We start from the raw sequence: 26,498 nt of genomic DNA, 5'->3' as shown, positions 1-26,498 counted from the left end.
GCACTCGCTGCACCGGCGCGAGCACCGTACACACCGCCCGGTCCCGGCGTCCAGCAGCCTATCTAGGCCGCAGTCGGGGCAGGGCTGTTTGCTGGCCCGTTCGCGTCGACGGACGCTGCATCGACAGCACAGATCGCGGCCGATGATCCCGACCGGAGCGCCGCAGTTCACGCAGTCGCGTTGCCGTTTTCCCATCGGACACAGTCACTTTCGCGAACTGAGGCCGCTCACATCGGCGGCATCGAGCGACCGCGCGCGTTCACGGCCTTCGGTTCGGCCACGACAGGTCGTGGTGGCGACACCGGTTTCTCCAAGGCAGTGATATCGACCTCGAACAAGTCGTCCGGAGTGCATTGCAGGGCGGTGCACAACGCGATCAGCGTAGACATCTTGATCTGGCTGGGTTCCTTGGTCATCAATGCCGACACCGATGCCGCCGACAGCTCGAGGCCCGCCTTCTCGGCGAGCAACCGGCGCAACTCGGTGCCGGTCCAGACCTCGCGTTGCGCTGCGGCCATCCGCAGGCGCCAGCGGATTCTCACGACGTCGTGTCCTCTCCGCTGAGTTCGGCCAAGGTCGAGGTGACCGCGCGACGGTAGGCGTCCTCGATGAACGTGGTCGACGGGCGGACATACCGCATCGTCGAGCTCACCGTCCAGTGGCCGAGAAGCTGTTGAATCGCAGCGAGATCCACCCCGCGTTCGTAGTTGTGAGTCGCGCAGGCGCGGCGCAGCGCATGCGGGCTGAACCGCTCGGTGACCGGGTGGCCTTCCAGCTCCATCAGATACCGCAATCGGTTGCGGATCGTGCCCTGATGCAACGCGCCGCCGGACTCGTCGGCGAACAAGACCGTTGATTCGGGAAGTTTGGGTCGCACATCGTCGAGGAACCACCGCAGCACCAGGTCCAGTCCGTCGAGCATCGGTACCCAGCGCGGTCTCGGCCCGGACGTGTGAGCGCCTTTGCCGAACCGCACGTGGACTTTGCCGAACGGACCGCGCCCGAAATGCAGATCCGGAATCTCCAGCAGCGACGACTCCTCCGACCGCAACCCGGCGTGATAGAGCGTCCGGAACAGCGCATAGTCGCGGGCCGCGGGTGCATACTTGCGGGCGGTCGCGATACGCGCCTTGAGGAAGTCGAAGAACTCGTCGACCCGGTCCGGCGTTGGCGGCGGCAACAAGGCCGGCGAATCGTCGCCGACGTGCCGAGAGGCATTGAACTCGTCGACCGGGCAGACCAGCCGCACCCCGAACGTCGACTCGATCTCCGCCGCCTTGCGCACCTGCAGGAACCGGTGGAATCCCTTGAAGATCTGCACATACTCGCGACGCGTCGATGTCGACCTACCCGCCACGGCGAGATCACCGACGACCCGGTCGATGTCCTCGGCTGTCACCTCCCAGGCTGCACACCCCAACGCCGCTAACGTTCGCTCCAACAATCCGATGTCGTTGTCGATGGTGACCGGACTGAAACCCCGTGCCCGCCATGACGCGACGAACGCATCCACGCAATCCTGTTGGAACACAAGCGGATCCGAGGAGACCGGCTCGCCGGCCACGGCACCACCGGGGATCAGCCGCAGTCCGCCCACCACAGACACACCTTCTTCCCACCTGAACGATTAAGGCAGTGCCTAACATATACCAGTTTTACCTCAAAGAACGGCAGGACACGCAAGAGAGTGGAAAGGCCAGCTAGCAGCACCTATCCGGGGAAACGAACATATGCGAGCCCCGGATGGATGGACGAAGACGTTCACCGATCCACGCCTGTGCGCCGCCATCGTCGACCGCTTGACGTTCGGCGGCAACATCATCGAAACCGGCACCGACTCCTACCGACTCGCCCACACCAAAGCCGCCCAGGGGCAATAGATCCAATGGCCACCCTCGCGGACGGTATCCGCGCGGCATCGATGCACAATCGGTAATCAACGAAGATCGACATCTATCGCAGATGTACTCCGCATTCCTACGGATTCCAATCTCTCCCCTGAGCCTCATCAGTCACTTTCGCCACTTCGGTATCTATTTCGGTGGATTCATCCGACGGTCCTATACTCGTCAAGCCCGCGATCTGCCGCCGTTATGGGTGAGGGGACGCTCGATCTGTTCGCGCAGGATGTCACCGTGACCGGCGTGCCGGGCGAACTCTTCTATCATCGCTAGCATCGTCCATCGCATGCTGACCGTGCCCTCACGAGGATTGTCCTTGGTGTCGTCGAGGGCGAAGCGCGCGGCGATGGTCCGCGATCGTTGACTGGCGCGCTCGAACTCGGCGATGACATCTGCCAGTGACTCGTCGTCGGCAACTGCGAAGGTGCCCTCGTCGCGCTCGGAGTAGCCGTCGCAGTCCGATGCATCCATCTCCGCCCAAAAGCGTTGAAACCAGATTCGTTCCGCGGCGGCTGCGTGTTTGATCACCGAGATCGGCGTCGTGAGTGAGGCGACGAGCCGACGGCGGGCATCGACCTCGGACAGCCCTCGCGCAGTCGCGATAAGCGCTTCGCGGTTGTGATCGAGCGTGTCCTCGATCAACGTCCGCTCGTTGCCGTCAGTGATTCGGTATTTGCCCACGTTGTGGCACTCCAATCCAATTGTGTGACAACGATTGAGCGCCGGTCCAGATCTTGCGCGCGGGCCGCTGGAAGCGCCGGAGGCATCGACTGGGCAATCGTTGTTACGGGATTACGGACGAGCTGTCCGATGAGTGGCGGTGGCCATCTGGCGACGAGATCGAGGGTCAACGAACCGCGCTCGAATGCGAGCGACACTGCACGCGATGGATGCCCGGGCGTGCCATCAACATTTGCTACCGCCGCATAACAGTGTGCCGCAGCTTTCCACCGTTGTATCGGGAATCGCTCTCGAGATTGCGTTGAGCGGTTCGATCAGCGGCGCGAGGTCGGTGCGGAGGTCGTGGTAGACCTCGCGTGCGATGAACCGTTTCAGGCAGCGCATAACGTCTTTTTTGGACAGTCCCTCGGCGCGGCGTCGGCGCATGTAGTCGATGGTGCGCTGGTCGAACCGCAGCCGGACCACGACGACCATGTGCAGCGCCCGGTTGGCCTGGCGGTCCCCACCACGATGCAGCCGCATCCGGTCGGTGCGGCCCGAGGACACCGGGATCGGGGCGGCCCCACACAGGCGGGCGAACGCGGCCTCGCTGTGCAAACGTTGGACATTCTGTCCGGCGGTGATCAGGAACTGGGCCGCATGCCCGGCACCGATACCCGTGCGCGAGACGAGGGTGGGTGCCACGTCGGCCACCAACGTCTCGAGGTGGCTGTCGAGCGCCGCGATCTCGGTATCGAGTTCGGTGATGCGCTGCGCCAGGGTTTTCAGGGTGAGTTTCGCGGCCTGGACCGGGTCGGACAGACGGGCGATGTCGGGTCGGAACTTGCCGCATACCGCGGCTTGACGGCGTATACCAGTCACGGTGATCTGCTCGCGCAACGACGCGGGGGCGGTCACCAGTACCGACTGCAACTGCACCAGCGCGACAGAGCGGGCCTTGACCGCCGAGTTGCGGGCCACCGTCAGCATCCGAATCGATTCCACCGCACCGGAACTGGTCTTCGGGCTGGCGATCGCATCCCCGGCCAACACCTTGCGGGCGGCGGCTTCGGCATCAAGAGCATCGGTCTTGCCTCGGCGGGCCTTGGCGTGCGCGTGCGGAGTGTTGACCTCCCGGACCTCGTGGCCGGCATCGAGCAGGTAGCGGGTCAGACCGGCACCATAGGAGCCGGTGGACTCGACAGCGAACACCGCCTCAGCGCCAAACTCGCGGACCCAGTCGCGCAGTTGCCGGTATCCGGCACTGGTCGCCTCGAACTGTCTGTCGGCCAACCGTTGTCCCGTGGTTGTGAGGATAACGCCGTGGTGGGTGTCCTTGTGTGCGTCGACGCCGACAACAACTGCTGGTTGCGGCTGCACTGTGGTGGCTGTCATCGTGGATAGGTCTCCCTCGCTCGGCTGCGGTCGAGGCGAGTGGATGACCGAATCGGGCCGGGCGGACACAACAGTGACGGGGCACGATGCACGACAAGGTCCTATGAAGTCACATCCCCGCCCGGTCCGACCATCCACCACCAGGTGGTGAGTTGTTCGGCAGGAGCCGACAGGTCGCACGAAGGACACCCCTCAGGAGCAGAGCGGGTCAGTTTATCGGGAAGTCAGACCCCCACCGAACAACTCACCCAACATCTTCACTGTTTTATCGGATGGCGCGTGCTTACGCTGCGGATGGCTCGTTAACTCAGCGAGCCGGCAGGGGGAATCTGCGGCGGTGGGGTTTGCAGTCGATTTCGTCTACTGACGACGAAGGGGGCTTCATGTTCAAACGCGTTGCTTTGAGGGGAACTGTTGCGGCAGTAGCTGTTTCCGTGGCGATCTTGGGGATACCGGCCGCGCAAGCTGATCCACCGCCGCCACCTGGCGAGGTCGCTGCGACGGCAGCGAAGGCTCAGTCCGACGCCGAACGAGCGGGTGCGTCGAAGCCTGCGCCCACAAGTATTCCCCCGCAAGCACCGCCAATCGACGTTACCGACAAGGGGATATCAGCTCAGGCGTCCACTGGGCGCATTGCCGTGACAATTCCGGACGGTGGACCGTCAGTTCGCGTGGGTGATCAAGCAGTCACGGACAAATACAGCACGCGGAAGCTTGGTGTCGATGGTGCGACTTTGGCTGTGCTGCGCCCTGGTGAGAGCAGTGCAACGTGGAACCTGACGCTACCTGCGGGTGTCGTTGCAAAGGTGGCGGCTGATGGCTCGGTCCAGTTTCAGAGAGCTGCGGGCGCGGGCACGATCACCGAGTACGTCGCGTTGGCGAAGCCATGGGCCATCGACGCCGCCGGTAGATCGCTACCGACGAGCTATGAGGTTCGTGGGCAGCAGTTGGTTCAGTCGGTCGATACCACGGGTGCTCAGGGGCAGATCGTCGTGGATCCTCGAATCACCTATGGAGCCGGGATTTATCTCAACGCGCGAGGTTACGAGTTGAATGCTTTGCGTATCGCGATCATCGTTGCGGGTGGCGTCCTCGCTGTCGGGACATGCGCTCTCGCAAACCAACTGCCAGTTCCCGGACCGCTCAAGCTCCTCATCACCGCAATTTGCGCGATCGGCGGTGTCAATCTGATTCAGGTCTTCCAGGCAATCGTCAATCACGGACCTTTCAACGACAATCAGTGCTATCAGACACGTCTGATTCCGTCGAGCGATCGCTTCGATGGGGTAGGAGAGGAAAATTGCTCAGGGTTGTGATAGCGGAGCGTCGTTCTCACGCTCAAGTGAGCACGTCGGATGTCGTGGGGGGATCTGGGCAACGGCTGCTGTCTGCGCGAGAATGGGAATCATGGAGCCGATGAATCCCGTTGATCATGTGACCGCAGATCGCAGTCGGCAAAGCCGCCGGGAGATATGGTCTTGGCCGATCTGTTTCCTCGCTGTCGTTATTGTCGGCGTCGTGTTGGCAGTAGCGACCGATGCGCCCGTTTGGGTGCTCGTTGTCGCTGCTCTGGCGGTTTGGGGTCCGTGGCAGTTCGCAACCTTGCTGGGGCGGCGCCGGATCTGATGCGGCGGTCGACCGGAACGAAGCCGGTAGAGAGCTAAGATGCAAGGGCCCTCTACCGGCTTCGCTACACGCTGGCCGCAACTAGTCAGACTGACGACAGCCTCAGCAGGGAAGCCGGTGCGGTTTCGGTGTCGAATGTGTTCCGGTCCGGTCGATGCCCAGATTGCGATCTCAGCAATCTGCAAGCCATTCCACCTGCTGACGGAACCGCTTGTATGACCGGACGACGTGTTCAGTGTGTGTTCTGTAGCTAGTTCCCCAACGCAGGTCGGCTGGCGTCGCATTTCGGAACCTGAGATTTCCGCTGCTACTACCACCAAAGCGGTTCGAGCACCGGACGATTTCCCGTCGGTAATGGCGGACTTCGTTATTGGAACTCCCGGTCACCCGACACCCCTGCATCGCGCGTCTCGTTCGGAGCGCATTCACCCGCCATCAATATCGGCCTGCGTCACGCTGCAGACCATTCGTATGCGCATGGGGCCATGCAAACCTGCTTCGATGGGGCCATGCAAACCTGCTTCGATGGGGCCACACAAACTTGACAGACTCAGCAGACATTCGATCACCGCTACCGGTCTGGCTTCCGGCCGAGGCGGGCCACCCACTCGAACAAATAGAACCCGGCGACAGAGGCGACAGACCAAACGGGTGGTCGGGCGGAGATGTACCGCGGTGGGTGGTGTTGAACATCGCGCCAGGGCGGCACACTGATGCGCCTTGGGTATATGTGGGACATCGGGTTACAGTTAGCATAAGAGCGGTTGCAGATTCGCTGCCGGACATCGGCACCACTCGAAGCCTCAGCGGCACGAGTCGATCGATAGAGGGAGAAGCACATGACGCTTTCGAATGCGCCAGCACGCGGGTCGGATCACCGGTCCGATGACTTCGACTTGTCGTATGAAGAGACCCTGACGTTACTGTCCGAGGGGTCTGTACACCGGCATTTCGACCCCTACGTCGACATTACGTGGGACTCGTCCGAGTTCGAGGTGACCGGTAGCGATCCGCGATGGATCCTTCCCAAGGCCGACCCGCTGGGCAATCACCCCTGGTATCTGGCGCTTCCGGACGAGAAGAAGATCGCCATCGGGATGTGGCGTCAGGCGAACATCGCCAAGGTTGGTTTGCAGTTCGAAACCGTCCTCATGGGTGGGGTCCTGCAGTACGTGTTCCGCGCGGCGAACGGTTCCCCGGAGTTTCGATACTGCACTCACGAGGTGATCGAAGAGGGCAATCACACCCTGATGTTTCAGGAGATGGTGAATCGGATCGGTGTCGACGTACCGGGCGGCCGGAAGTGGTTTCGCGTTGTCGCACCGTTCCTGCCGTTGGCGGGGTCCGCTTTCCCGATCATCTTCTTCATCGGGATCCTGGCCGGTGAGGAGCCGATCGACCACATTCAGAAGACCATTCTTCGCTCGGGTGCCGAGATCCACCCGATCATGTCGAGCGTGATGGCGATTCACGTTGCCGAAGAAGCACGACACATTTCGTTCGCCCACGAGTTCCTGCGTCGGCACATCCCGGAAATGTCGCCACCCGGGCGGTTCGCAATCTCGTTGGCGTTCCCGATCGCGATGCGTGTGCTGTGCGACGTCATCGTGATTCCGCCGCCCGAGTTCTGGTCGAAGTTCGACATCCCGGAGTCCGTGAAGAAGGACCTGTTCTGGGAGAAGCCCGAGTCGCGGCAGACGCTGCGCGACTACTTCGCGGACGTGCGCATGTTGGCTCAGGAAGCCGGCCTGATGAACCCGGTCTCACGTCGGCTGTGGAAGATGTTGAAGATCGACGGAAAGGCCTCCCGGTTCCGCAGTGAACCGAGCCGGGTTTCGGTCCGGGCGACGACGTAGCGGAGAAGCGCCTTCATGCCTCATGTGGTAACCCAGTCGTGTTGCAGCGACGCGTCCTGTGTGTACGCGTGTCCGGTGAACTGCATCCACCCGACGCCGGACGAACCCGATTTTCTGACCGCGGAAATGCTGCATATCGATCCTGCGTCCTGCGTGGACTGCGGGGCCTGTGTGTCGGCCTGTCCGGTCGATGCGATCGTGCCGCAGTCCAAGCTGACGGATTCTCAGCAGCGATACCTGGGGATCAACGCCGACTTCTACAGGGAGCCCCGGCAGCGTCCCCTGCTGGCGCCCGTGACGCCGCCGCCGGCCGCACGCCAAGACGTGGCTGCGCTGCGCGTAGCGATCGTCGGCTCCGGACCCGCCGCGATGTATGCCGCCGACGAGTTGCTGACCCAACCCGACGTGCAAGTCAACGTTTTCGACCGGCTTCCCACGCCACACGGGCTTGTCCGTGCCGGAGTAGCACCCGACCATCAACACACCAAGCAGGTCAGCGAACTATTCGAAACTATCGCCGACCAGCCGGGATTCGAGTACTACCTCAACGTCGAGGTCGGTACCGATCTGACACATCAAGATCTGCTCGAGCACCACCACGCCGTCATCTATGCGGTGGGCGCCTCCTCGGACCGGCGGCTGAACATTTCCGGCGTCGACCTGCCTGGATGTGCGTCGGCCACCGACTTCGTCGCCTGGTACAACGGCCACCCCGACCACGCGCACCACCCGTTCGACCTGTCGCATCCTCGCGCGGTGATCATCGGCAACGGCAACGTCGCACTCGACGTGGCCCGGATCCTTACCGCTGACCCGGACCAGCTCGCCGCCACCGATATCGCTGCTCCGGCGTTGGAAGCATTACGGAACAGCCGCATCGAGGAGGTGGTGATCGTCGGACGACGCGGAGTCGCGCAATCGGCCTTCACTGTCCCAGAGTTCGCCGGTCTGCTCGCCGTACCGAACCTGCGTGTGAGACTTGATCCAGCGCACTTCGAACTCGACGAGGTGACCGCCAGGCGCGAACGTGACGGCAGCTTGGACCATTCGGTTGTCCAGAAACTGCGGATGCTGCGGGAGTTGAGTACGCGCGATTCGGCCACGCCAGGTCGCAAGCAGATCACGCTGCGGTATCTGTCGGCACCGAAGCGGATCGTTGGTGAAGACCACGTCGCGGGAGTGGAGTTGGTGGCGACCTCGCTCGTGCTCGGTGACGACGGTGTGCTGCGGGCCAAGCCGACCGGGCATGCCGAAACTCTCGATGCGGGCCTGGTCCTCACCTCGATCGGATACCGTGGCATCCCCGTGACCGGTCTACCTTTCGATGAGGCGGGGGGAGTCGTGCCCAACTCCGATGGGCGAGTATTGGACCGCGTCGATGGCGATCGTGTTCCCGGCACGTACGTGGCCGGATGGATCAAGCGTGGTCCGACCGGATACATCGGCACCAACAAGTCCTGCGCTCAGGAGACGGTCAACGCTCTCGTCGACGACTTCAACTGTGGGCTCCTGACGGCACCCACGACCAAGGCTTCGGCGTTGAAACGTTTCGTGAGTCGACGCCAACCCGCCGTCGTCGATCGCGCCGGTTGGCAGGCGATCGACCGGGTGGAGCTACAACGCGGGGCAGTGCAGCACCGGGTCCGCGACAAGATCGTCGATCGAGCCGAAATGGTCACTCTGGCTGCGGCACGTCCGCATCGGCTTCTGCGGCTCTCGCCGCTACATCGCGTCCGCAAGTGATACGACGACAAGGTCTTCGGCGTCAAATCCTTATCTATCCGATCGTGCGGTAGCGACGTAGTGGCGCAGCTGGGCACTGGTCCCTCGACGTGATGGTTCGGATCTTGAAGCATGCCAGGCGCGCCGTCCCGACTGTGCGGCCCGCGTCGTTCAGGATGTGATCAAACTGTGGAGTTCTGCAGGCATCTCATCGTCGTGACCGCCGGTGTCAGGCTCGGCGGTGAGTTCGTCGGCGGTGAGTTGGGTGGCGTTCTTACCGCCGAGGTACTGGGTGAGACCTGATTTGTCGTAGTGGGCTTTGATCCGGTCGCTCATGAGGCCGATGTATTCGAGGTTGGGCACTAACCGCTGGAACATGATGTTGCGGAAGCCGAGCATGCCCGGCGCCTGCAGCACTTCCTCGTCCCACCGCTTGAGTGAGATCTTGTGGGAGAACCATTCGTCGTAGATCTCGCGCATCTTGAATCGGTTGCGCATCAGCAGGGCGACCTCGTACGCCCAGTCCTCGCGTTCACGTCGTTCGGATTCGGAGAGGTTCTTGGTGAAATGTTCACGCAGCGCGAGCACACCGTAGTGGACGTGACGGGCCTCGTCTTGAATCACCATTTTCAACAGTTGTTTGAGCAGTGGTTCACGGGTCTGCTGGTAGATGGTGGTGAAGGCGCCGAGCGCGAGACCCTCGATCATGATCTGCATACCGAGGAACTTGATGTCCCAGCGCCCGTCGGTCATCAGGTCGTCGATGATCACGAACAGGTTGTCGTTGACGGTATAGATCTTCTCCAGCTTCGTGTCGAGGTAGCGTAGGAACACTTCGAGGTGACGGCCTTCGTCCATGACCTGGGTGGCGCCGTAGAGTTTGCCGTCCATCCACTGCACGCTCTCGGTGACTTGCGCCGCGGCATAGAGCGCGCCCTGTTCCCCGTGCATGAACTGGCTCAGGATCCATGCGGCCACATCCCAGGTCAGCCGCCGTTCTTCCAGTGCGGTGAGCCGAACTCCGAATCCCTCGATCGCGTCGAACGGGACGAAGCTGCGCGGCAGGATCGCGGCCTGATGATTATCGGGCGCGACGTCGGTGTTCCACGGCAGGTCTGCGTCGCCGTCCCATTGATTGGTGACCGCCCGCCGGTACAGGTCGTACATCTCGGTGAAGTCACCCTGATAGCTCAATGTGTAGTGGGCGCTGTGGTTGGCCTGCATGTCGACGTGATCGCCGCGTTTGCCCGCCCCAAGAACAAGACCTCGCACCGCCGAGGGGGCGAGCGCGGCCGCGACCTTCGGGTTCTCGATCGACAGGGCGAGGCCGATATTGTCCATCGCTTTGTGGATTTCGTTCTGCGCTTGCATCGGCAGGCCACGCAGCATCGTCTCCATCGGCGCCTTGGCTGGATTTTTCATGACCTTGTTCTCCTCGTTCGAATGGTTCAGGCGTCGATGGTTGTGCTGTCGAGGGCATACGCCGAGCAGGCCAGCACAAACCCGTCGGCTCGTTCCTCGGCAGTCAGGCAGTTGGGCTCATCTACGGTGACGTTCCCGTCGAGCACCCGGACCTTGCAGGCGGCACAGCCGCCGACTGTGCAACTGAAATCCAGTCGCACTCCGTGTCTCAGGCCGGCATCGAGGATCGTCTCGCCGGGCCGCTGGGACACGGTCGCGTTCGAGGAGGCGAACCGGAGTGTCTGCGGGCCGGCCGGCAAATGCTGGGTGTGCCGCGGGGCGGGATAGAAACGCTCCCGATGAATCTGCTGAGCCGGCAGGCCGCGGTCGTGCAGTGCGGTCGCGGTTGCATCCATCAGTGCGGTGGGTCCGCACAGAAACACGTGGGTGGCCGCACCGGCGGAGAGCGAGTTTGCGGCCTGCTCGCCGGTGAGCCGGCCCGGCGCACCGCCGGCCGATCTCGAGCGCGACCATTCCATGAACACACTGAGATGCGGATTCTGGATGGCCAGCGCTGCAAGGCGGGACGCGAAGATCGCCTCCGGCTCTGATCGCGCGGCGTAGACGAGCCGGATCGGTGCCACCGTGTCTCGGTGCAACGCTGTTTCGATCATGCTGATCACCGGAGTGATCCCACTGCCCGCCGCCAGGAACGCCAGCGGCGCGCGCGGATCCTCGGGCATTACGAAATCGCCCGACGGGCCCAGCACCGTGTATTCGTAGCCAATCGCGATCCGGGAAGCGACGAACCCGGACACCACTCCTCCCTCGATGCACTTCACCGTGCAGGCCAAGCGCCCACCCTCGGGTTCGCTGATCGAGTACGCGCGCTTGACCACGGACCCGTCTATCGGAAAGCAATGCGTCAGGTACTGCCCTGCCCGATACGGCACCGGCCGACCATCGACGGTTTGGAGCACGAGCGTCACCGCGTCGGCCGTTTCGTGGACCACGCTCACCACTCGCACCCGGGTGGACGTCGCGGCCGGGGTGCCCCTGCTCCATCGTTTCGCGGGGCCGTTCGGCCGGGCAATGGTGATCGGTGCCGGTCCGAACATGCCCCGACCCGGGAGCCGCTGTTCGACCCTCGACAACGCTGTCATCACTGCGCGCATTCGATCCTCGATCCCGGTCGTTTCGACCCCGATGCGAGCCCCACATCGCCACGGCAACCTCACGCCGTGACTGCAGTCGACGATTTGGAGTCGACGCCAAAACTGAGAACGCTGCCGTGTCGAGAATGTAGAAGTCGGAACGGGCATGTGTCAAGATGTTCGGGTGACGCAGGTGATCAGGCCGTTTCGGGGGATCAGCGCAGACGAACGGCGCCGCACGCGCCGAGTCGGCCTGCTCGACGCCTGCTACACCATTGCCGCCGCACAGCGAATGATGGGCACCACCGTGGATGCCATCTGCGCCGAGGCAGGCCTGTCGAAACGCTACTTCTACGAAAGTTTCCGCAACCGAGACGAACTCTTCGCAGCACTGATCGACACCCTCATCGCCGAGATCACCGACGCCGTGATCAGCTCACTGTCCAGCACGGCGATGCCCCTGCTCACCCGCGTCCACGCCGGGATCGAACGGGTCGTCGCTATCCTCACCGACGACCCGCGCAAGGCGAAGGTGTACGTCGACGTTGTCGGCAACCACGTGCACAACGGCACAGTCGACAGCGCCGAGCAGCGCCTCGCCGGCCTACTGGTACAGCTCGTGCTCGCCGACACCGACAGCACCCCCGCCCAACGCCAGCGACTCAACCTGGTTGCACTCATCCTCGTGGTGGGCACAGCCCGAGCCGTCACGGCCTGGCTGGACGGCGACGTCACACTTTCTCGCCACGATCTGGTCGACGAAATCGCGCAAATGGCCGTCGCCGCCGCCCGAACAGTCCGACCAGATCTCTGACAACTTGCCGGCCTGTCCGCGGACACGCCATCACAACCGCGGAATCACTGTCATGAACTCACGCGTGTCACAGCCTCGAAAGCAGTTGCCGAAGAGTCGAGTGACGCCTAGGCCTCCACCGGGTAGTTTGTGTGTAACCGCACGAACCACTCATCCATTCGAGGTGCCAGCCATGCCCGCTCCGTCCGCCGCGTCGTTGACACGCTTACGTTCACTCGTCGCAATCGAGCACCCTGACACCCGCCCGACCAGGACGATCGAGGAAGTGTTCACCGGCGCACCGTTGGCGGAGATTCCGATCGGAACAGCCGACGATGTAGCGGCGGCAGTGGCGAAGGCCCGAGCAGCGCAGACGGATTGGACGCGGACCTCGGTGCGAGATCGTGCCCGGATCATCGAGCGATACCGCACGCTGGTGCGTTCGAATCGCGGGTTCCTGATGGACGTGGCCCAAGCCGAAACGGGGAAGGCGCGCTCCGCCGCTCAGGAAGAAATCCTCGACATCATGCTCAATGCGCGTTTCTACGCGCGTGAAGCACCGAAGCTGCTCGAACCCGAGCGGGTGCAAGGCATGCTGCCGGCACTGACCAAGACGGTGGTCAACTATCAAGCCAAGGGCGTCGTCGGCATCATCTCGCCCTGGAACTACCCGATGGCGATGTCGATCTCCGACGCACTCCCCGCACTGCTCGCCGGCAACGCCGTCGTTGTCAAACCCGACAGCCAAACCCCCTACTGCACGTTGGCGAACGCGGAACTGCTCTACCAGGCCGGGCTCCCACGGGAGCTGTTCGCGGTGGTTCCCGGACCAGGCTCGGTGGTGGGCACCGCTATCGCGCAGAGCTGCGATTACCTGATGTTCACCGGATCGACGGGGACCGGTCGCCTCCTTGCCGAGCAGGCAGGGCACCGGTTGATCGGTTTCTCCGCCGAGTTGGGCGGGAAGAATCCGATGATCATCGCCGAAGGTGCCAACCTCGACAAGGTCGCCAAAGCGGCTACCCGAGCCTGCTTCGCCAACTCCGGACAGGTGTGCATCTCGATCGAACGAATCTATGTCGAAGCATCGGTCGCCGACGAGTTCACCGCCAAATTTGCCGAGCACGTGCGCAACATGAAGCTTGGCAGCACGTACGACTTCACCTCCGACATGGGCAGCCTGGCATCTGAAGACCAGGTCAAGACCGTGTCCGGTCACGTCGACGACGCGCGGGCGAAGGGCGTCACCGTGGTCACGGGGGGAAACGCCCGACCCGACCTCGGCCCGCTGTTCTACGAGCCGACCGTCCTCACCGGCGTCACCGACGACATGGAGTGCGCACGCAACGAGACCTTCGGTCCGCTGGTGTCGATCTATCCGGTCGCTGACGTCGATGAGGCCATCGCCCGCGCAAACGACACCGAGTACGGACTCAACGCCAGCGTGTGGGCCCGAACAGCGGGTGAGGGCGAGGCCATCGCGGTACAACTCCGGACCGGCACAGTCAATGTGGACGAAGGATACGCACCGGCATTCGGCAGCACCGCTGCGCCGATGGGCGGGATGGGCGCATCCGGAATCGGTCGCCGACACGGACGCGAGGGCCTGCTGAAGTACTGCGAATCGCAGACGGTCGCCACCCAGCGAGTGTTCAACCTCGACCCACCGTTCGGCCTGTCCACCGAGTTATGGCAGAAAGCGCTGACGCCGCTGATCAGCCTCGTCCAGCAACTGCCGACGCGACGCTGACGGACTTACCCGTACACCGCCACATCCTGGCTCGTCGAGTGGGGCGCAGCGCAGTCCGCGGATGACGCCACCGGGGACCAGTGCGGGCATTTATCCTTGGACGAGTCGCCGCGAATGCGCGTCGGGCAAGGCTGATGCTGCCGGAAGTGACCACCACATTCTCCTTGGAGGTTCGTATGAGTGATTCCGCACTGCATGACGAGTTGGACCGCCGAGCCGGGGAGGTGACCGATCAGGTCGTCAAGTGGCGCCACCACATCCATCAGCATCCTGAGTTGTCGAACCGGGAGGCCGAGACGGCAAGATTGATCGCCGAACACCTCCGGTCGCTGGAACTCGACGAAGTGCGCACCGACATCGCAGGGCATGGCGTGGTCGGAGTTCTGCGTGGTGGCGGCTCGGGTGAGCGGGTGATCGCGCTGCGCGCCGATATCGATGCGTTACCGGTCAAGGATCTGTCGGGGGTGCCGTTCGCATCGGAGGTGATTGACGAGGATTATCCGGGCGGACCGTTCCCGGTCTCGCATGCGTGCGGGCACGACTGCCATACGGCGATGCTGCTCGGCGCGGCGACCGTGCTGGCCGGGATGCGTGAGCGGTTGCCGGGGACAGTGCTGTTCGTGTTTCAGCCGGCCGAGGAGGGGCCGCCCATCGACGAGAAGGGCGGCGCCCGAGAGATGCTCGACCAGGGCGCTCTCAGCGATCCAGCACCGACGATGGTGTTCGGTATGCACGTCGGCCCGATCCCCAAGGGGGTTGTGGGCTATCGGGTGGGTAACCAGTACGGCGCCTCGTGCATGATCAAGATCGAAATCGGGGGCACACAGGTGCACGGATCGACCCCGTGGATGGGTGTCGATCCGATGCCCGCGGTCGGGGCGATCTTGACCGGTATCGGTCAGATCTACCGGCAGACCAACGCTTTCGACCCGGTCACCGTCAGCCTCGGTCACATCGAGGACGTGGGCCGGTTCAACATCATCGGCGAGACCGTCACGATGTGGGGCACGATCCGATGCTCGGTCGAATCAGACATGGCCGAGGTGCAGCAGCGAGTGTCGACGCTCGCTCACGGGTGCGCGGCCGCCTACGGCTGCACTGCGAAATGCGAGTTCCTCCAAGACGTGCCGGCGGTACACCACACCCAGGAATGGGTCGACGCCGGCCTGCCGACCCTGCGCCGGGTCGCCGGGGACGACAAGGTGCTCGAGACCCCGCCGACGCTCGGCTACGACGACGTGTCGGAGTTCGTAAACAAGTTCGGCGGCCTCTATGTCATGTTGGGCGTGCAGGACACCGAGATAGTGGACGGCACCCGACTCGTCCCGATCGAGGGAGGGCGGGGTGCGGTTCCGAACCACAATCCGCACTTCTACGCCGACGACGACCAACTTGTCACCGGAGTGCGCCTGCACACCCACGTCGCCTACGATCATCTCGCCGGTGAGCTGACACCTGGGGGCTGACGACGATATGGCGGTGTGGTCCCCAACACCGACAGGACCATGGGCGAGGTCAGGGTCGTCGGCAACGCGGGCCTGGAACCGTCGAAATATTCCGCGAAGGTCAGCTCGCGCCGGTCAGGTCGGAGCGGAAGGTTCGCGATGTGCGAAGGCGCACGATCTCATCGTTGAAGTGGTCTGTGGCTTCGATGTTGCTCATGTGTCCGACACCGGGCAGTATGTCGAAGCGAACGAGCACACCGTTGCTCGCCAAAGCCGCCGCGAGTTTTCGGGAGTGCCTTGGCGGAGTGAGCCGATCGAGCCGGCCCGCCAACACGGTTGTCGGAACGCTCCGACTGTCGAGAGCTGCGGTGATGTCGAGGTGGCTCAATGCCGAACCCCACCGGCCCCGGATACGTCCCCTGCACGCCGCGACGATACCGAAGCAGAAGTCCACTTCCTCGACCGTCGATGTCGGCGACATGACGGCGAGTTGGAAGGCCCGCCGAATCACCGCGTGCGGAGGCGTGGCGACTGGGGTTCCGAGAACGGCGCGGCTGAGCGCCTGCGGAATCGGTAGCCGACCGGAAGGGATCGGGATGACGGTTTTGGAGATGAGGTCGCTGCTCGCCGTATTCGCCAGCAGCATCGCGTGCGCGTAGCGGTCGACCTGCTCTGGATGTGCGCCTGCCCACGCCATGATGCTCATACCGCCCATGCTGTGACCGACCAGTACAGCTTTTTCGCCGGGACGAATCGTCGCGTCGAGTACACAGGCGAGGTCGTCGGCGAGCATGGCCGGGCCGAACCTATCGCTGCCGGATTCACTGCGGCCGTGACCACGCTGGTCGTAGGCGATGACCCGGTACTTGCGGGCCAGAACATTGATCTGCGGACTCCAGTATTCGATACAACACGTCCAACCATGGCTGAGCACTATCGGCTCCCCGTCGGTGGGACCATACATGTGCACCCGCAGCCTCGCGCCGTCCCGGGTGCGGACGGCAACTACGGTCGGGTCGACCGGTGTGCGCAGCAGCGGGTTGTCCCACTCGCGATCATGATTTGCGCGCGCGGCACCGAGCGCCCGCAGCACCGCCGCGGTCCCCATTCCGATGGTGGTCCCCGCGACGGTGGCGATGGTCGTTCTTTTCTTCATCAGGGTCCTCTGTGCGGTTCAGCCGCGATCCGAGTAGACATCGTTGGTTACTTCAGAGGGAACGGGCGATGATCTCTTTCATGATCTCGTTGGTGCCGGCATAGATCTTCTGAACGCGGTTGTCCGCCCACAGCCGCGCGATCGGGTATTCCGTCATGTAGCCGTAGCCGCCGTGCAACTGCAGGCACTCGTCGAGGGCCACCATCGCCCGTTCCGTCGTCCACCATTTCGCCATGGCGACCGTCGGGATGTCGAGCTCACCGCGCAGGTGCGCGACGATGCAGTCGTCGACGAAGACCCGCCCGATGCGGGCGTCCGTGGCAACCTCGGCGAGTTTGAACTTGGTGTTCTGAAACCCAAACACCGGCCGTCCGAAGGCTTCCCGGTCCTTGGTGTAGCGCAGCGTGTGTTCGAGCGCGGTCTCGATACCGGCGATCGAGCCGACCGCGATGACCAGACGTTCCTGCGGCAGCTGCAGCATCAACTGGATGAAGCCTTGCCCCTCCTCGGTGCCCAGCAGGTTCGACGTCGGTACGCGCACATCGTCGAAGAACAGTTCCGAGGTGTCTTGGCCCTTCTGTCCAACCTTGTCGAGCACCCGGCCGCGGCGGAATCCTTCGCGGTCCGCCTCGACCAGCACCAGCGAAATTCCCTTTGCGCCTTCGGCGATGTCGGTCTTGGCCACCACAATGATCAGGTCGGCCTGCGCACCGTTGGTGATGAAGGTCTTCGACCCGTTCACGACGTAGTCGTCGCCTTCCCGGATCGCCTTGGTTTTGATCGCCTGCAGGTCCGAACCGGTGCCGGGTTCGGTCATCGCGATCGCACCGACCACCTCGCCGCTGGCCATCTTCGGCAGCCACTGCCGTTTCTGTTCGTCGGTGCCGTACGCGTTGAGGTAGTGCGCGACGATGCCGCTGTGCACGGTCTGACCCCACGACGTGTCGCCGATGCGGGCCTGCTCTTCGATCAGCACTGCCTCGTGGGCGAACGTTCCGCCGCCGCCGCCGAACTCTTCCGGGATGGACATACACAACAGGCCGAGTTCGCCCGCGGTATTCCACATGTCGCGATCGACGTGATGTTGTTCGATGAACTTTTCGGTGTTCGGCTTGATTACTTTGTCACAGAAGGATCGTGCGAGTTCTCGCAATGCGTCGAGATCGTCGTCGAGCCAGGGGGAGCGGTATGCGGTCATCGAATGGCCTTCATCGTGTCGGTTGTGCGGAGTCTCGAATTTCGGTGCGGTACGGGAGGGTGGTGTAGTTGTCGACGTCGAATCGCGAGAGCCGGCGGCGCAACGTACCGGTGGCCCACGGCCATGCGGTGAAGTTGCGCCCCTGCGCATCCAGGTAGTAGCTGCTGCAGCCGCCCTTGTTGAAGACCGTGTGCCCCAACGCTTTCTGAACATCGTCGTTGAAGGTACGGAAAGGCTCGTCGCGAACGTCGAAGACCTCCACACCGTCTTGCTCGAGCCGCCGCAGGGCGTCGATCACGTAGTCGAGTTGAGACTCGGCGAGACCGAGGAACGAGTTGTAGACCAGGATGTTCGGACCCAGCATGATGAACGCGTTCGGCACCCGCGGCGTGGTGGTCGCCAGATACGCTTCCGGGCTGTCGGCCCACCGGTCGCCGAGCAGGTTGCCGTCCATGTCCCGGATGCGACTGGCGATCGGCGGATGACTCACGTCGAAACCGGTGCCGAAGATGATGACGTCGACCTCGCGCTCGGTCCCGTCGGCGGCCACCACGTGGCGCGTTCCGACACCGGCGAGCGCCTGCGGAATCAGCTCGACGTTCGGCATCGCCAACGCCGGAAGATACGAGTTCGACAACAGCAACCGCTTGCAGCCGAGGGTGAACGAGGGGGTCAGCTTCGCGCGTAGCTCCGGGTCGGGCACCTGCAGGCGTAGCCAGGCAAGACCGATCGGATTCAGTAAGCGGGCGCCGCGCTCGTGGCGCATCATCGTGCTGATCGAACGCAGAATGCCGTCGGTGACCGTCCTCAGCCCGGTCTGGGTCACCGGCAGGTGCTTAAATCCTGATCGCACCGCGCCGGGGAACGGGATGTCGAGACGCGGGACCACCCAGGACGCGGTGCGCTGGAATACGTGTAGTTGCTCCACTGCGGGTTGGATTTCGGGGACGAACTGCACCGCGGATGCACCCGTCCCCACCACCGCGACTCGTTTGCCGGTCAGATCGACGTCGTGATTCCAGCGGGCGGAGTGGAAGACATCGCCCTCGAAGTCATCGAGGCCGTCGACGTCGGGGATCGTCGGTTCGGTGATCGGGCCTGCCGCGAAGATGACGTACTGCGCCACGTACGAGCCGTTGTCCGTCTCGAGGATCCAGCGCCTATGTTCGTTCGACCACGCCGCCTCGATCAGCTCGGTCCGCAACCGCAGGTACTTCGCGAGATCGAACTTGTTGACGGTGTCGTCGATGTAGGCGAGGATCTCCGGCTGCAGGGCGAAGTTGTGTTCCCACGCCGGGTTCGGGTTGAACGAAAAGGAATACAACGGTGCGGGTATGTCGACGCCGCAGCCGGGGTAGGTGTTGTCGCGCCAGGTACCGCCGACTCGATCGGCCTTCTCGAGCACCACGAAGTCGGTGATCCCTGCCTGCTCCAAGCGGTAGGCCGCCGCCAGACCGGCAAGGCCGGCTCCGACGACGACGACACGGAACTCCTGCTCCTCGCCGAGCGTGCTCATTCGACGACACCGGCGGTGCGCAGTTGCGCGATGTCCGCCGGGCTGTGACCAAGTCTGCCCAGAATGTCGTCGGTGTCGGCACCGACGCCGGGCGCGGGGGCGGGGGTCGGCGCGGGAGTTCGGCTGAATCGGGGTGCGGGCGCGGGTTGGCGGATCCCACCGACGTCGACGAACGTTTCGCGCGCCTGGTTGTGCGGATGGTTGTGCGCCTCCCAGGGCGACAGCACCGGCGACACACAGGCATCGGAGTCGGCGAATACCTCTGCCCATTCGTCGCGGGTCCGGGTGGCGAAGACGTCGGCGAGGCGCTTGCGCAGTGGGGCGGATTCGTCGAGGTCGTACTGGCCGGGCAACTCCTCGTCCGCCAAGCCGAGTAGGCCGAGCATTTCGGCGTAGAAGTGCGGCTCGACGCATCCGACGGCAACGTGTCGACCGTCGGCGCATTCGTAGGTGTCGTAGAACGCGCCACCGGTGTCGAGCATGTTCTCGCCACGCCCCTCGTCCCACAGCCCGACGGCATGCATGCCGTGCATGAACGCGGTCAGCAGCGCAGCTCCTTCGACCATCGACGTGTCGACAACCTGCCCGCGATTCGATGTGGTCCGCTCGTGCAACGCCGCCAGGATTCCCATCACCAGCATCAGTCCGCCGCCACCGAAGTCGCCCAACAGGTTCATCGGCGGCATCGGACGTTCACCGGCCTGGCCGATGGGATCGAGCGCACCCGCGATCGCGATGTAGTTGATGTCGTGGCCGGCGCGCTGCGCGAGCGGCCCGTCCTGACCCCAGCCGGTCATGCGGCCGTAGATCAGCCGCGGATTGCGAGCAAGGCACTCGTCCGGCCCGACTCCGATGCGCTCGGCAACGCCTGGGCGAAAGCCTTCGACGAAGACATCCGCGGTCTCGACCAACTTCAGGACGATCTCTCGTCCCTCGGCCGTCTTGAGGTCTACGGCGATGGAGCTTCGACCCCGGTCCAGGACGCCGGACGGGGCGAGCAGCCCCGCACCGGCGTCGCCGGCTCGTTCGACCCGGATCACTTCTGCACCCAGGTCTGCGAGGATCATGCAGCCGAACGGTGCGGGTGCGAGGCTGGCGATCTCGATTACCCGCAGTCCGGCGAGTGGGCCCACCCCGGTCATGCCGTTGCGTCCCGTGGCAGCCCCAGCATGCGCTCGCCGATCACGTTGAGCTGCACCTCGGTGGTGCCGCCGTAGATCGTGGTGGCGCGACCGGAGATCAGCTGTTCCATCGCCTTGTCGCTGGGTTGGCCCGAAATGGCAACGGTCCCCGCCGCACCGAGCTCGGCGACCACGAACTCCGAGATCGCCTGGCCCAGGCCCATTCCGAGCAGCTTGCCGACGCTGGAGGTGGTACTCACGTCGATGCCCGACAATTGCTTGAGAACGACGCGGGCGCCGATCACGTCGAGCGCCTGGCTCTGCGCGATCAACTCGCCGAGGCGGTACCGGCCGACCGGTGACAGGGTGCGTCCTTGCGCGAACCGTAGGAGGTCGACGTCGGTTGCGTACGCCTCCATCTTCTGGCTCAACGCAACTCGTTCACCGGCGAGGGTGGTCCGGGCGACGTTCCAGCCGTCGTTTATCTCGCCGACCACATGCTCGTCGGGGATGAAGACGTCGTCGAGGAACACCTCGTTGAACAACGCCGAGCCGGTCATCTCCCGTAGCGGTCGTACCGTCACCCCGGGCGTCGCCATATCCAGTACGAAGTAGGTGATGCCTTGATGCTTCGGCTTGGTGGTATCGGTCCGGGCGATCAACATCGCCCAATCGGAGAATTGTGCCACCGTGGTCCAGATCTTCTGCCCGGTGACCTTCCAACCGCCGTCCACCTTCTCCGCTTTGGTGCTCAACGACGCCAGATCCGATCCTGCGCCCGGCTCGCTGAAGAGCTGGCACCACACCAGCTCGCCCTGCAGTGTGGGCACCGCGAGGTCGTCTTTCTGCTGCTGCGTGCCGTGCGCGACGATCGCTTGCACGGCCCAGCCGCCCATCAACAGCTGTGGCATCGCGATACCGGCGGTCTTGATTTCCTGAGCGATGACGATCTGCTCCAACGGTGACGCAGCGCGTCCGTACGGCTTCGGTAGGTGCGGTTGCACCCAGCCGCCGTCGCCGAGGGCAACCAACTGCTCGTCCTCGTCGGCGATGCCGGCGATCGGCGCCAACTCGGCCCGGATCTGCGTCCGCAGCGTCTCTGCCTCTTCCGGCAATTCCAGCTCCGACACCCGCGTCACCCCCGAAAGGGACTCATCCGCGACGCGGTTCGCCCGCTCCTCGCGGGTACCGAGCACCCCGCGAATAGCCAGCGCCCGCCGGTAGTAGAGGTGCGCGTCGTGCTCCCAAGTGAATCCGATCCCGCCATGTACCTGAATGCAGTCCTGCGCACAGTCCACGGCGGCGTCCGGCACGATCACGGCGGCGATCTCGGCAGCGAAATCGGCGGTGCCGTCGCCCTTGTCGAGCGCGCTGGCTGCGTCCCACACCACGGCGCGGGCCTGCTCCAGCGCAATGCCCATGTGCGCGCATTTGTGCTTGACACCCTGGAACTGGCCGATCGGCTTGCCGAACTGCACCCGGGTCTTGGCGTATTCGGCGGCAGTGGAGACGCACCAGGACATCACGCCGACGGCTTCGGCGCCGAGCACCACAGCCGCGATCGAACGCACCCGCTGTTGCGATAGACCGTCGAGTACCCGATCGGCGCCGACGCTCAGTCCGGACACTTCCAGACGCGCCGAACCGCGCAAAATGTCGATGCTGTCCTGGACCCCGATCGTCACGTCCGCCGCGTCGAGCACGACCCACCGCACGGTGTCACCGATCGTGGCCGGGAGCAGTAGCACGTCGGCGTGCTCGCCGGCGATGACCGCGTCCGCGGTTCCGGTGATCCTGTATCCGGCGCCGTCGGCCTCAGCCACCAGCGGTTCGCCGAGAGCAACCGCGGCTGTCGTGGAGCCGTCGAGCAGGCCGGGGAGCACCTCGATACCGATCTTCGAGTCCGCGGCGGCGAGTAGCGCACTGCCGAGCACGGTCGGCACGAAGGGTCCGGGAGCGACGGTGCGGCCCAACGCCTCGAGCGCGACGGCGAGCGTCAGGAGTCCGGCTCCGTGACCTCCTGCGTTCTCCGGCACGTGCAGGCCGAGTAGATCCTGCCCGACCAATGCGTGCCAGAACGGCGGGTACTTGTCCTCGACCGGTGCTTCGACGGCTGCTCGGACATGTTCGGTGGTGATGGTGCGTTCGGCGAACGATGCGACGGAGTCGGCCAGCGCGCTGTGTTCTTCGCTCAGGCCGAGCCCGAGTTCGTAGGTGTGTCGTGCCACGATTGCGCTCCTCAGCCCAACTTGTTCGCGAGATCGGCGATGGTCCATGGGCCGTCGCTCTCGGTGGTCGACACGGCGTGCCATCCGGTGAGTTCGGAAATTCCGCCGCCCTGCACCGCATAGACCTTGCCGGTGAGCTTGCATTCCGGGCCGGCCAGATAGGCGACCAGCGGCGAGATGTTCGCTGGGGCGAACGCGTCGAATTCACCCTCGGGGACCTCTTCGGCGAAGAGGGCACCCATACCCGGTGTCGCCAGCGTGAGCCGGGTGCGCGCGATCGGTGCGATGGCGTTGACTCGGACTCCGTAGCGCTCCAACTCGTCGGCGGCAACCAGTGTCAAGGCGGCGATTCCGGCCTTGGCGGCTCCGTAGTTGCCTTGGCCTGCGTTGGGCATGAACGTGCCCGAGGCGGATGCGGTGTTGATGACTGCCGCGTTGACCGGCTCCCCGGCCTTGGTCTGTGCCTTCCAGTACGCGGCGGCGTGATGCAGTGTCGCCGCGTGCCCCTTGAGATGCACAGCGACGACGGAGTCCCATTGCGCTTCGTCCATGCCGGCGATGAACGCGTCACGCAGAATGCCGGCATTGTTGACCAGCACGTCCAAGCGGCCGAACTCGCTGACGGCCTGAGCAACCACCGATTCGGCGCCGTCCCAGGTGGCGATGTTGTCGGTGTTGGCCGCGGCCTTGCCGCCGGCGGCGACGATTTCGTCGACCACCTGTTGCGCCGGCCCCGTGTCGGCTCCGGTGCCGTCGTTGGCGCCGCCGAGGTCGTTGACCACGACGCTGGCGCCCTCCCGGGCGAACAACAGTGCGTGTTCACGGCCGATGCCGCGACCGGCGCCGGTGACGATCGCCACCCGTCCATCCAGAGTGCCCATCAGTACTTGTCTCCCTCGGTTTTAGTCATGCAGAAGTAGTTCAGTCGTTCGTGAAGACGGCGAGTCCGTCCTTGATCACCAGGTCGTCGCCGACGGTTGTCTCGAAGGCGTACGAACTGAGCGCCGAGCCGCGCGCACCCGCGTGCCAGAACCGCGTTTCCATGTCCTGATCCGGCAGCACCGGTTTCGCGAAGCGGACCGCAAGACGTTGCAGCCGTTCGGTTTTGCCATCGGCCAGCTCGGTCAACGCGGCCCACGAGGTGAACGCCATGGTGCACAGACCATGGTTGATGATGCCTGGGAGCCCGGACATCTGGGCGATCTCGTCGTCGAGGTGAATCGGCATCGGATCACCCGAGGCCGGCGAGTACCGAAACGTCTGATCCTTGTCGATGTGCTGGGCTAGCTCCGCAACGGGTGCGGCGGAACGCGACTTTGAAGCGAACCGGTGATCGGGTGCCTGCTCGCCGGCGGCAGCACCGGCGTCGACCTTGCGGAAGAACGCGGTCATCCATTGTTCGTTGACCAGTTCGCCTGCGTCCGTGCGGGTTTCCGCATATACGGTCACGGTCGACCCGTTGTCGCGACCAGCGAAGCCTATCGGTTTCGCCCGCACGACCAGAATGTCGCCCGCGAAGATCGGCCGATGAAAGTGGAAGTCCTGCTCGCCGTGCACCAACTTCATCAACAGCTCGACCGGTGCCACCGACAATGCTGCCGGCGCCATCGAGAAGAACACCGGTACCACCGCGAACACCGGCGGCGCCACCTCACCGCTGCGGTGCCGCTCGATTGGATCGTTGGTGGCGGCGGCGTATTCGGCGATCCGCTCGGCCGTGACGTCGAAGCGCTCCTCGTCGGTCCATTCGTTCAACCCGGACGCGTCGAAGGTGACGGTGCGCGTTTCGGAGGTTGTGCCCATCTTCGATCAGCCGACCAGTTCGGCGAACTTGGCGAGAGACTCCTCCAGGTCGCCCTTAGCGTTCTTCGCAACCGCCTTGCCGATCGGCCCGACGATCATGGTGCCGGTGAAGCTGGCATCGACAGTGGCAACGGAACCGGTGCCGTCGGGCGCAACGGACATCACGAATTCCACTGTCACACCCGCCATGCCGGTGCCGGTGATCTTGACCATCTTCGGGACCTCGACTTCGGCGACGGTCCACTCGATCTTGTTCGCCATACCCATCACCGAGACCACCTCGGTGAACTTCGAACCCAGGGTCACCTCGGCCGGAACCTCGGACTTCCAGGCCTGGTGAATGGTGAGCCACTCTTCCCAGCGGCTGAGGTCAGCCAGGGCGTCCCACGCCTTTTCGGGTGCGGTGGGCAGTGTTGCGGATACGGAAACTGAAGCCATGACGAATCTCCTTGTGTCAACTGTTGATTGGTGTGATCGAACGTGTGGTCAGCGATCGGCGGGCTTGTACGCAGTAATCACGACTGCGCCGCCGAGCCCGATATTGTGTTGCAGCGCAACGCGTGCGCCATCGACCTGCCGCTTGTCGGCGGTGCCGCGCAGTTGCCAGGTGAGTTCACTGCACTGCGCGAGTCCGGTGGCACCGAGCGGGTGCCCCTTCGAGATCAGGCCGCCGGAGGGGTTGACCACCCAGCGTCCGCCGTAGGTGGTGTCGTCGTTGTCGACGAGCTTGCCGCCGTCGCCCTCAGGACACAGACCGAGTGCCTCGTAGGTGATCAGTTCGTTGGCGGAGAAACAGTCGTGCAACTCGATCACATCGACGTCCTCGGCCGTGATGCCAGCCTGCTCGTAGACCTTCGCCGCCGCGGTACGCGTCATGTCGGCACCCACCAGGCTGATCGCGCTCTGATCCGCGAACGTGCTCGCCAGGTCGGTAACCATTGCCTGGCCGACGATTTCGACGGCCTGGCCCGCGAGCCCGTGCTTGTCGACGAACGCCTCGCTCGCCAGAATCGCGGCACCGGAACCGTCCGAGGTCGGCGAACACTGCAGCTTGGTCAGCGGCCCGTAGATACGCTTGGAAGCGAGTACTTCTTCCAGCGTGTACGGGTCCTGGAACTGCGCATACGGATTGTTCATCGAATGCTTGTGGTTCTTCACGCCGATCTTGGCGAACTGCTCGGCGGTGGTGCCGTAACGCTCCATGTGTTCGTTGCCCGCTGCACCGAACATGTAGGGAGCGGGCGGCATCGCGAATTCCTGCAGCTCCGCGAGCGCCAACAGATGGCGCATCATCGGCTGCTCACGATCGTCGTAGGTGGAGCCGAGCGAACCCTTCTGCATCTTCTCGAAGCCCAGCGCCAACGCACACTCGGCTTGCCCGCTCTTGACGGCCTGCGCCGCCAGATACAGCGCCGTCGAACCGGTGGAACAGTTGTTGTTGACGTTGACGATCGGGATGCCGGTCAGGCCCAGTTCGTAGACGGCACGCTGCCCCGAGGTCGATTCGCCGTACACATAGCCCACATAGGCCTGCTCCACCGCGGTGTAGTCGATGCCTGCGTCCTCGAGGGCCCTTGTTCCTGCCTCCCGAGCCATGTCCGGGTAGTCCCAGTCCCGCGAACCGGGTTTTTCGAACTTGGTCATTCCTACGCCGACCACAAAGACCCTGTTGCCCATGAACGCTCCTGTTTCGACCTGTAGCTACTGCCTGTGACAAATTGTCACACTAAAGTAAATGAGACAGACTGTCCGAGTCAATAGCGTACAGTACGC

21 protein-coding genes and 1 pseudogene are annotated in these 26,498 nt (G+C 63.9%); 7 read left to right on the top strand and 15 right to left on the bottom strand.

The features are described 5' to 3' along the window. Positions 1 to 227 precede the first annotated feature (227 nt). Together FOY51_RS25000 and FOY51_RS24995 are read right to left on the bottom strand one after the other, a co-directional pair. A complete protein-coding gene (locus FOY51_RS25000) occupies positions 228 to 542 on the bottom strand; it encodes a helix-turn-helix domain-containing protein (protein ID WP_149432988.1) in 315 nt (104 codons plus the stop codon). Next, positions 539 to 1,606: a tyrosine-type recombinase/integrase gene (locus tag FOY51_RS24995; protein WP_149432987.1), complete on the bottom strand. Its 1,068-nt coding sequence runs from the start codon at positions 1,604 to 1,606 to the stop codon at positions 539 to 541. The genes FOY51_RS25000 and FOY51_RS24995 overlap by 4 nt, the downstream gene beginning before the upstream one ends. Before the next feature lie 139 nt (positions 1,607 to 1,745). Between FOY51_RS24995 and FOY51_RS24990 the strand changes: the two are divergent. After that, positions 1,746 to 1,880: pseudogene (locus FOY51_RS24990) on the top strand (ATP-binding protein); the annotation flags it as partial. 189 nt (positions 1,881 to 2,069) lie between these two features. Here the strand turns inward: FOY51_RS24990 and FOY51_RS24985 are convergent. Beyond that, positions 2,070 to 2,582, bottom strand: a complete 513-nt coding sequence (locus tag FOY51_RS24985) for a DinB family protein (RefSeq protein WP_149432986.1) — start codon at positions 2,580 to 2,582, stop codon at positions 2,070 to 2,072. A gap of 225 nt (positions 2,583 to 2,807) precedes the next feature. Further along, positions 2,808 to 3,956 carry an IS110 family RNA-guided transposase gene (locus FOY51_RS24980; RefSeq protein WP_235916737.1) on the bottom strand — a complete coding sequence of 383 codons (1,149 nt, stop codon included), beginning with the start codon at positions 3,954 to 3,956 and terminating at the stop codon, positions 2,808 to 2,810. A gap of 272 nt (positions 3,957 to 4,228) precedes the next feature. On the opposite strand from FOY51_RS24980, the gene FOY51_RS27430 reads away from it, so the two are divergent. The 3 genes from FOY51_RS27430 to FOY51_RS24965 all read left to right on the top strand — a co-directional run bounded on the left by FOY51_RS27430 (position 4,229) and on the right by FOY51_RS24965 (position 9,181). Continuing rightward, on the top strand, positions 4,229 to 5,272 hold the full coding sequence (locus tag FOY51_RS27430; RefSeq protein WP_214633150.1) for a hypothetical protein: 1,044 nt from the start codon (positions 4,229 to 4,231) through the stop codon (positions 5,270 to 5,272). Between the two features lie 1,149 nt (positions 5,273 to 6,421). Continuing rightward, positions 6,422 to 7,438: an AurF N-oxygenase family protein gene (locus FOY51_RS24970; RefSeq protein ID WP_149432984.1), complete on the top strand. Its 1,017-nt coding sequence runs from the start codon at positions 6,422 to 6,424 to the stop codon at positions 7,436 to 7,438. Positions 7,439 to 7,453: 15 nt separating this feature from the next. Then, positions 7,454 to 9,181, top strand: coding sequence for an FAD-dependent oxidoreductase (locus FOY51_RS24965; RefSeq protein ID WP_149432983.1), 1,728 nt, complete (start codon positions 7,454 to 7,456; stop codon positions 9,179 to 9,181). 150 nt (positions 9,182 to 9,331) lie between these two features. On the opposite strand, the gene FOY51_RS24960 is transcribed toward FOY51_RS24965, so the two are convergent. Both FOY51_RS24960 and FOY51_RS24955 read right to left on the bottom strand, forming a co-directional pair. Then, positions 9,332 to 10,582 (bottom strand): ferritin-like domain-containing protein, encoded by a 1,251-nt coding sequence (locus FOY51_RS24960; protein ID WP_149432982.1) that lies wholly within the window; start codon positions 10,580 to 10,582, stop codon positions 9,332 to 9,334. A gap of 26 nt (positions 10,583 to 10,608) precedes the next feature. Continuing rightward, entirely contained in the window at positions 10,609 to 11,736 is a 1,128-nt protein-coding gene (locus tag FOY51_RS24955) for an iron-sulfur cluster-binding domain-containing protein (RefSeq protein ID WP_187776464.1), read from the bottom strand. A 163-nt stretch (positions 11,737 to 11,899) separates the two neighbouring features. On the opposite strand from FOY51_RS24955, the gene FOY51_RS24950 reads away from it, so the two are divergent. From FOY51_RS24950 to FOY51_RS24940, 3 genes are all read left to right on the top strand, one after another. Continuing rightward, entirely contained in the window at positions 11,900 to 12,529 is a 630-nt protein-coding gene (locus FOY51_RS24950; protein ID WP_187776463.1) for a TetR/AcrR family transcriptional regulator, read from the top strand. A gap of 172 nt (positions 12,530 to 12,701) precedes the next feature. After that, complete coding sequence (locus FOY51_RS24945; RefSeq protein ID WP_149432979.1) at positions 12,702 to 14,258, top strand: succinic semialdehyde dehydrogenase; 1,557 nt, start codon at positions 12,702 to 12,704, stop codon at positions 14,256 to 14,258. Between the two features lie 176 nt (positions 14,259 to 14,434). Then, positions 14,435 to 15,724, top strand: coding sequence for an amidohydrolase (locus tag FOY51_RS24940; RefSeq protein ID WP_149432978.1), 1,290 nt, complete (start codon positions 14,435 to 14,437; stop codon positions 15,722 to 15,724). A gap of 100 nt (positions 15,725 to 15,824) precedes the next feature. Here FOY51_RS24940 and FOY51_RS24935 read toward each other — a convergent pair whose 3' ends face one another. The 9 genes from FOY51_RS24935 to FOY51_RS24895 are packed head-to-tail and all read right to left on the bottom strand — an operon-like array spanning position 15,825 to position 26,402. Further along, a complete protein-coding gene (locus tag FOY51_RS24935; RefSeq protein ID WP_149432977.1) occupies positions 15,825 to 16,859 on the bottom strand; it encodes an alpha/beta fold hydrolase in 1,035 nt (344 codons plus the stop codon). A gap of 52 nt (positions 16,860 to 16,911) precedes the next feature. Next, positions 16,912 to 18,057 (bottom strand): acyl-CoA dehydrogenase family protein, encoded by a 1,146-nt coding sequence (locus FOY51_RS24930; protein WP_149432976.1) that lies wholly within the window; start codon positions 18,055 to 18,057, stop codon positions 16,912 to 16,914. Between the two features lie 10 nt (positions 18,058 to 18,067). Beyond that, positions 18,068 to 19,573, bottom strand: a complete 1,506-nt coding sequence (locus tag FOY51_RS24925) for a flavin-containing monooxygenase (protein ID WP_149432975.1) — start codon at positions 19,571 to 19,573, stop codon at positions 18,068 to 18,070. Then, entirely contained in the window at positions 19,570 to 20,715 is a 1,146-nt protein-coding gene (locus FOY51_RS24920) for a CaiB/BaiF CoA transferase family protein (protein WP_149432974.1), read from the bottom strand. Before FOY51_RS24920 ends, FOY51_RS24925 begins: the two co-directional genes overlap by 4 nt. Continuing rightward, the gene (locus FOY51_RS24915) at positions 20,712 to 22,922 is read right to left on the bottom strand and encodes an acyl-CoA dehydrogenase family protein (protein WP_149432973.1); all 2,211 of its coding nucleotides are present in this window, start codon (positions 22,920 to 22,922) and stop codon (positions 20,712 to 20,714) included. The genes FOY51_RS24920 and FOY51_RS24915 overlap by 4 nt, the downstream gene beginning before the upstream one ends. An 11-nt stretch (positions 22,923 to 22,933) precedes the next feature. Further along, positions 22,934 to 23,803: an SDR family oxidoreductase gene (locus tag FOY51_RS24910; protein WP_149432972.1), complete on the bottom strand. Its 870-nt coding sequence runs from the start codon at positions 23,801 to 23,803 to the stop codon at positions 22,934 to 22,936. Between the two features lie 40 nt (positions 23,804 to 23,843). Further along, complete coding sequence (locus tag FOY51_RS24905; RefSeq protein WP_149432971.1) at positions 23,844 to 24,725, bottom strand: MaoC/PaaZ C-terminal domain-containing protein; 882 nt, start codon at positions 24,723 to 24,725, stop codon at positions 23,844 to 23,846. Positions 24,726 to 24,731: 6 nt separating this feature from the next. Further along, positions 24,732 to 25,163: a type II toxin-antitoxin system Rv0910 family toxin gene (locus FOY51_RS24900; protein ID WP_149432970.1), complete on the bottom strand. Its 432-nt coding sequence runs from the start codon at positions 25,161 to 25,163 to the stop codon at positions 24,732 to 24,734. A 48-nt stretch (positions 25,164 to 25,211) separates the two neighbouring features. Then, positions 25,212 to 26,402: a lipid-transfer protein gene (locus FOY51_RS24895; protein ID WP_149432969.1), complete on the bottom strand. Its 1,191-nt coding sequence runs from the start codon at positions 26,400 to 26,402 to the stop codon at positions 25,212 to 25,214. Positions 26,403 to 26,498: the final 96 nt, after the last annotated feature.

It is taken from the genome of Antrihabitans cavernicola, assembly GCF_008297975.1.
GTDB classification, from domain to species: domain Bacteria; phylum Actinomycetota; class Actinomycetes; order Mycobacteriales; family Mycobacteriaceae; genus Antrihabitans; species Antrihabitans cavernicola.
The sequence above is the reverse complement of the archived record's forward strand: the minus strand, read 5'-3'. Positions and strand labels throughout refer to the sequence as shown.

Excerpts from the sequence above, each read along its gene's own strand:
- FOY51_RS24900 (WP_149432970.1), bottom strand. The coding sequence starts at position 25,163 with ATGGCTTCAGTTTCCGTATCCGCAACACTGCCCACCGCACCCGAAAAG.
- FOY51_RS24930 (WP_149432976.1), bottom strand. The coding sequence starts at position 18,057 with ATGACCGCATACCGCTCCCCCTGGCTCGACGACGATCTCGACGCATTG.
- FOY51_RS24970 (WP_149432984.1), top strand. The coding sequence starts at position 6,422 with ATGACGCTTTCGAATGCGCCAGCACGCGGGTCGGATCACCGGTCCGAT.
- FOY51_RS24920 (WP_149432974.1), bottom strand. The coding sequence starts at position 20,715 with ATGACCGGGGTGGGCCCACTCGCCGGACTGCGGGTAATCGAGATCGCC.
- FOY51_RS24980 (WP_235916737.1), bottom strand. The coding sequence starts at position 3,956 with ATGACAGCCACCACAGTGCAGCCGCAACCAGCAGTTGTTGTCGGCGTC.
- FOY51_RS24905 (WP_149432971.1), bottom strand. The coding sequence starts at position 24,725 with ATGGGCACAACCTCCGAAACGCGCACCGTCACCTTCGACGCGTCCGGG.
- FOY51_RS24955 (WP_187776464.1), bottom strand. The coding sequence starts at position 11,736 with ATGCGCGCAGTGATGACAGCGTTGTCGAGGGTCGAACAGCGGCTCCCG.
- FOY51_RS24910 (WP_149432972.1), bottom strand. The coding sequence starts at position 23,803 with ATGGGCACTCTGGATGGACGGGTGGCGATCGTCACCGGCGCCGGTCGC.
- FOY51_RS24945 (WP_149432979.1), top strand. The coding sequence starts at position 12,702 with ATGCCCGCTCCGTCCGCCGCGTCGTTGACACGCTTACGTTCACTCGTC.
- FOY51_RS24925 (WP_149432975.1), bottom strand. The coding sequence starts at position 19,573 with ATGAGCACGCTCGGCGAGGAGCAGGAGTTCCGTGTCGTCGTCGTCGGA.
- FOY51_RS27430 (WP_214633150.1), top strand. The coding sequence starts at position 4,229 with ATGGCGCGTGCTTACGCTGCGGATGGCTCGTTAACTCAGCGAGCCGGC.
- FOY51_RS24895 (WP_149432969.1), bottom strand. The coding sequence starts at position 26,402 with ATGGGCAACAGGGTCTTTGTGGTCGGCGTAGGAATGACCAAGTTCGAA.
- FOY51_RS24960 (WP_149432982.1), bottom strand. The coding sequence starts at position 10,582 with ATGAAAAATCCAGCCAAGGCGCCGATGGAGACGATGCTGCGTGGCCTG.
- FOY51_RS24935 (WP_149432977.1), bottom strand. The coding sequence starts at position 16,859 with ATGAAGAAAAGAACGACCATCGCCACCGTCGCGGGGACCACCATCGGA.
- FOY51_RS24940 (WP_149432978.1), top strand. The coding sequence starts at position 14,435 with ATGAGTGATTCCGCACTGCATGACGAGTTGGACCGCCGAGCCGGGGAG.
- FOY51_RS24965 (WP_149432983.1), top strand. The coding sequence starts at position 7,454 with ATGCCTCATGTGGTAACCCAGTCGTGTTGCAGCGACGCGTCCTGTGTG.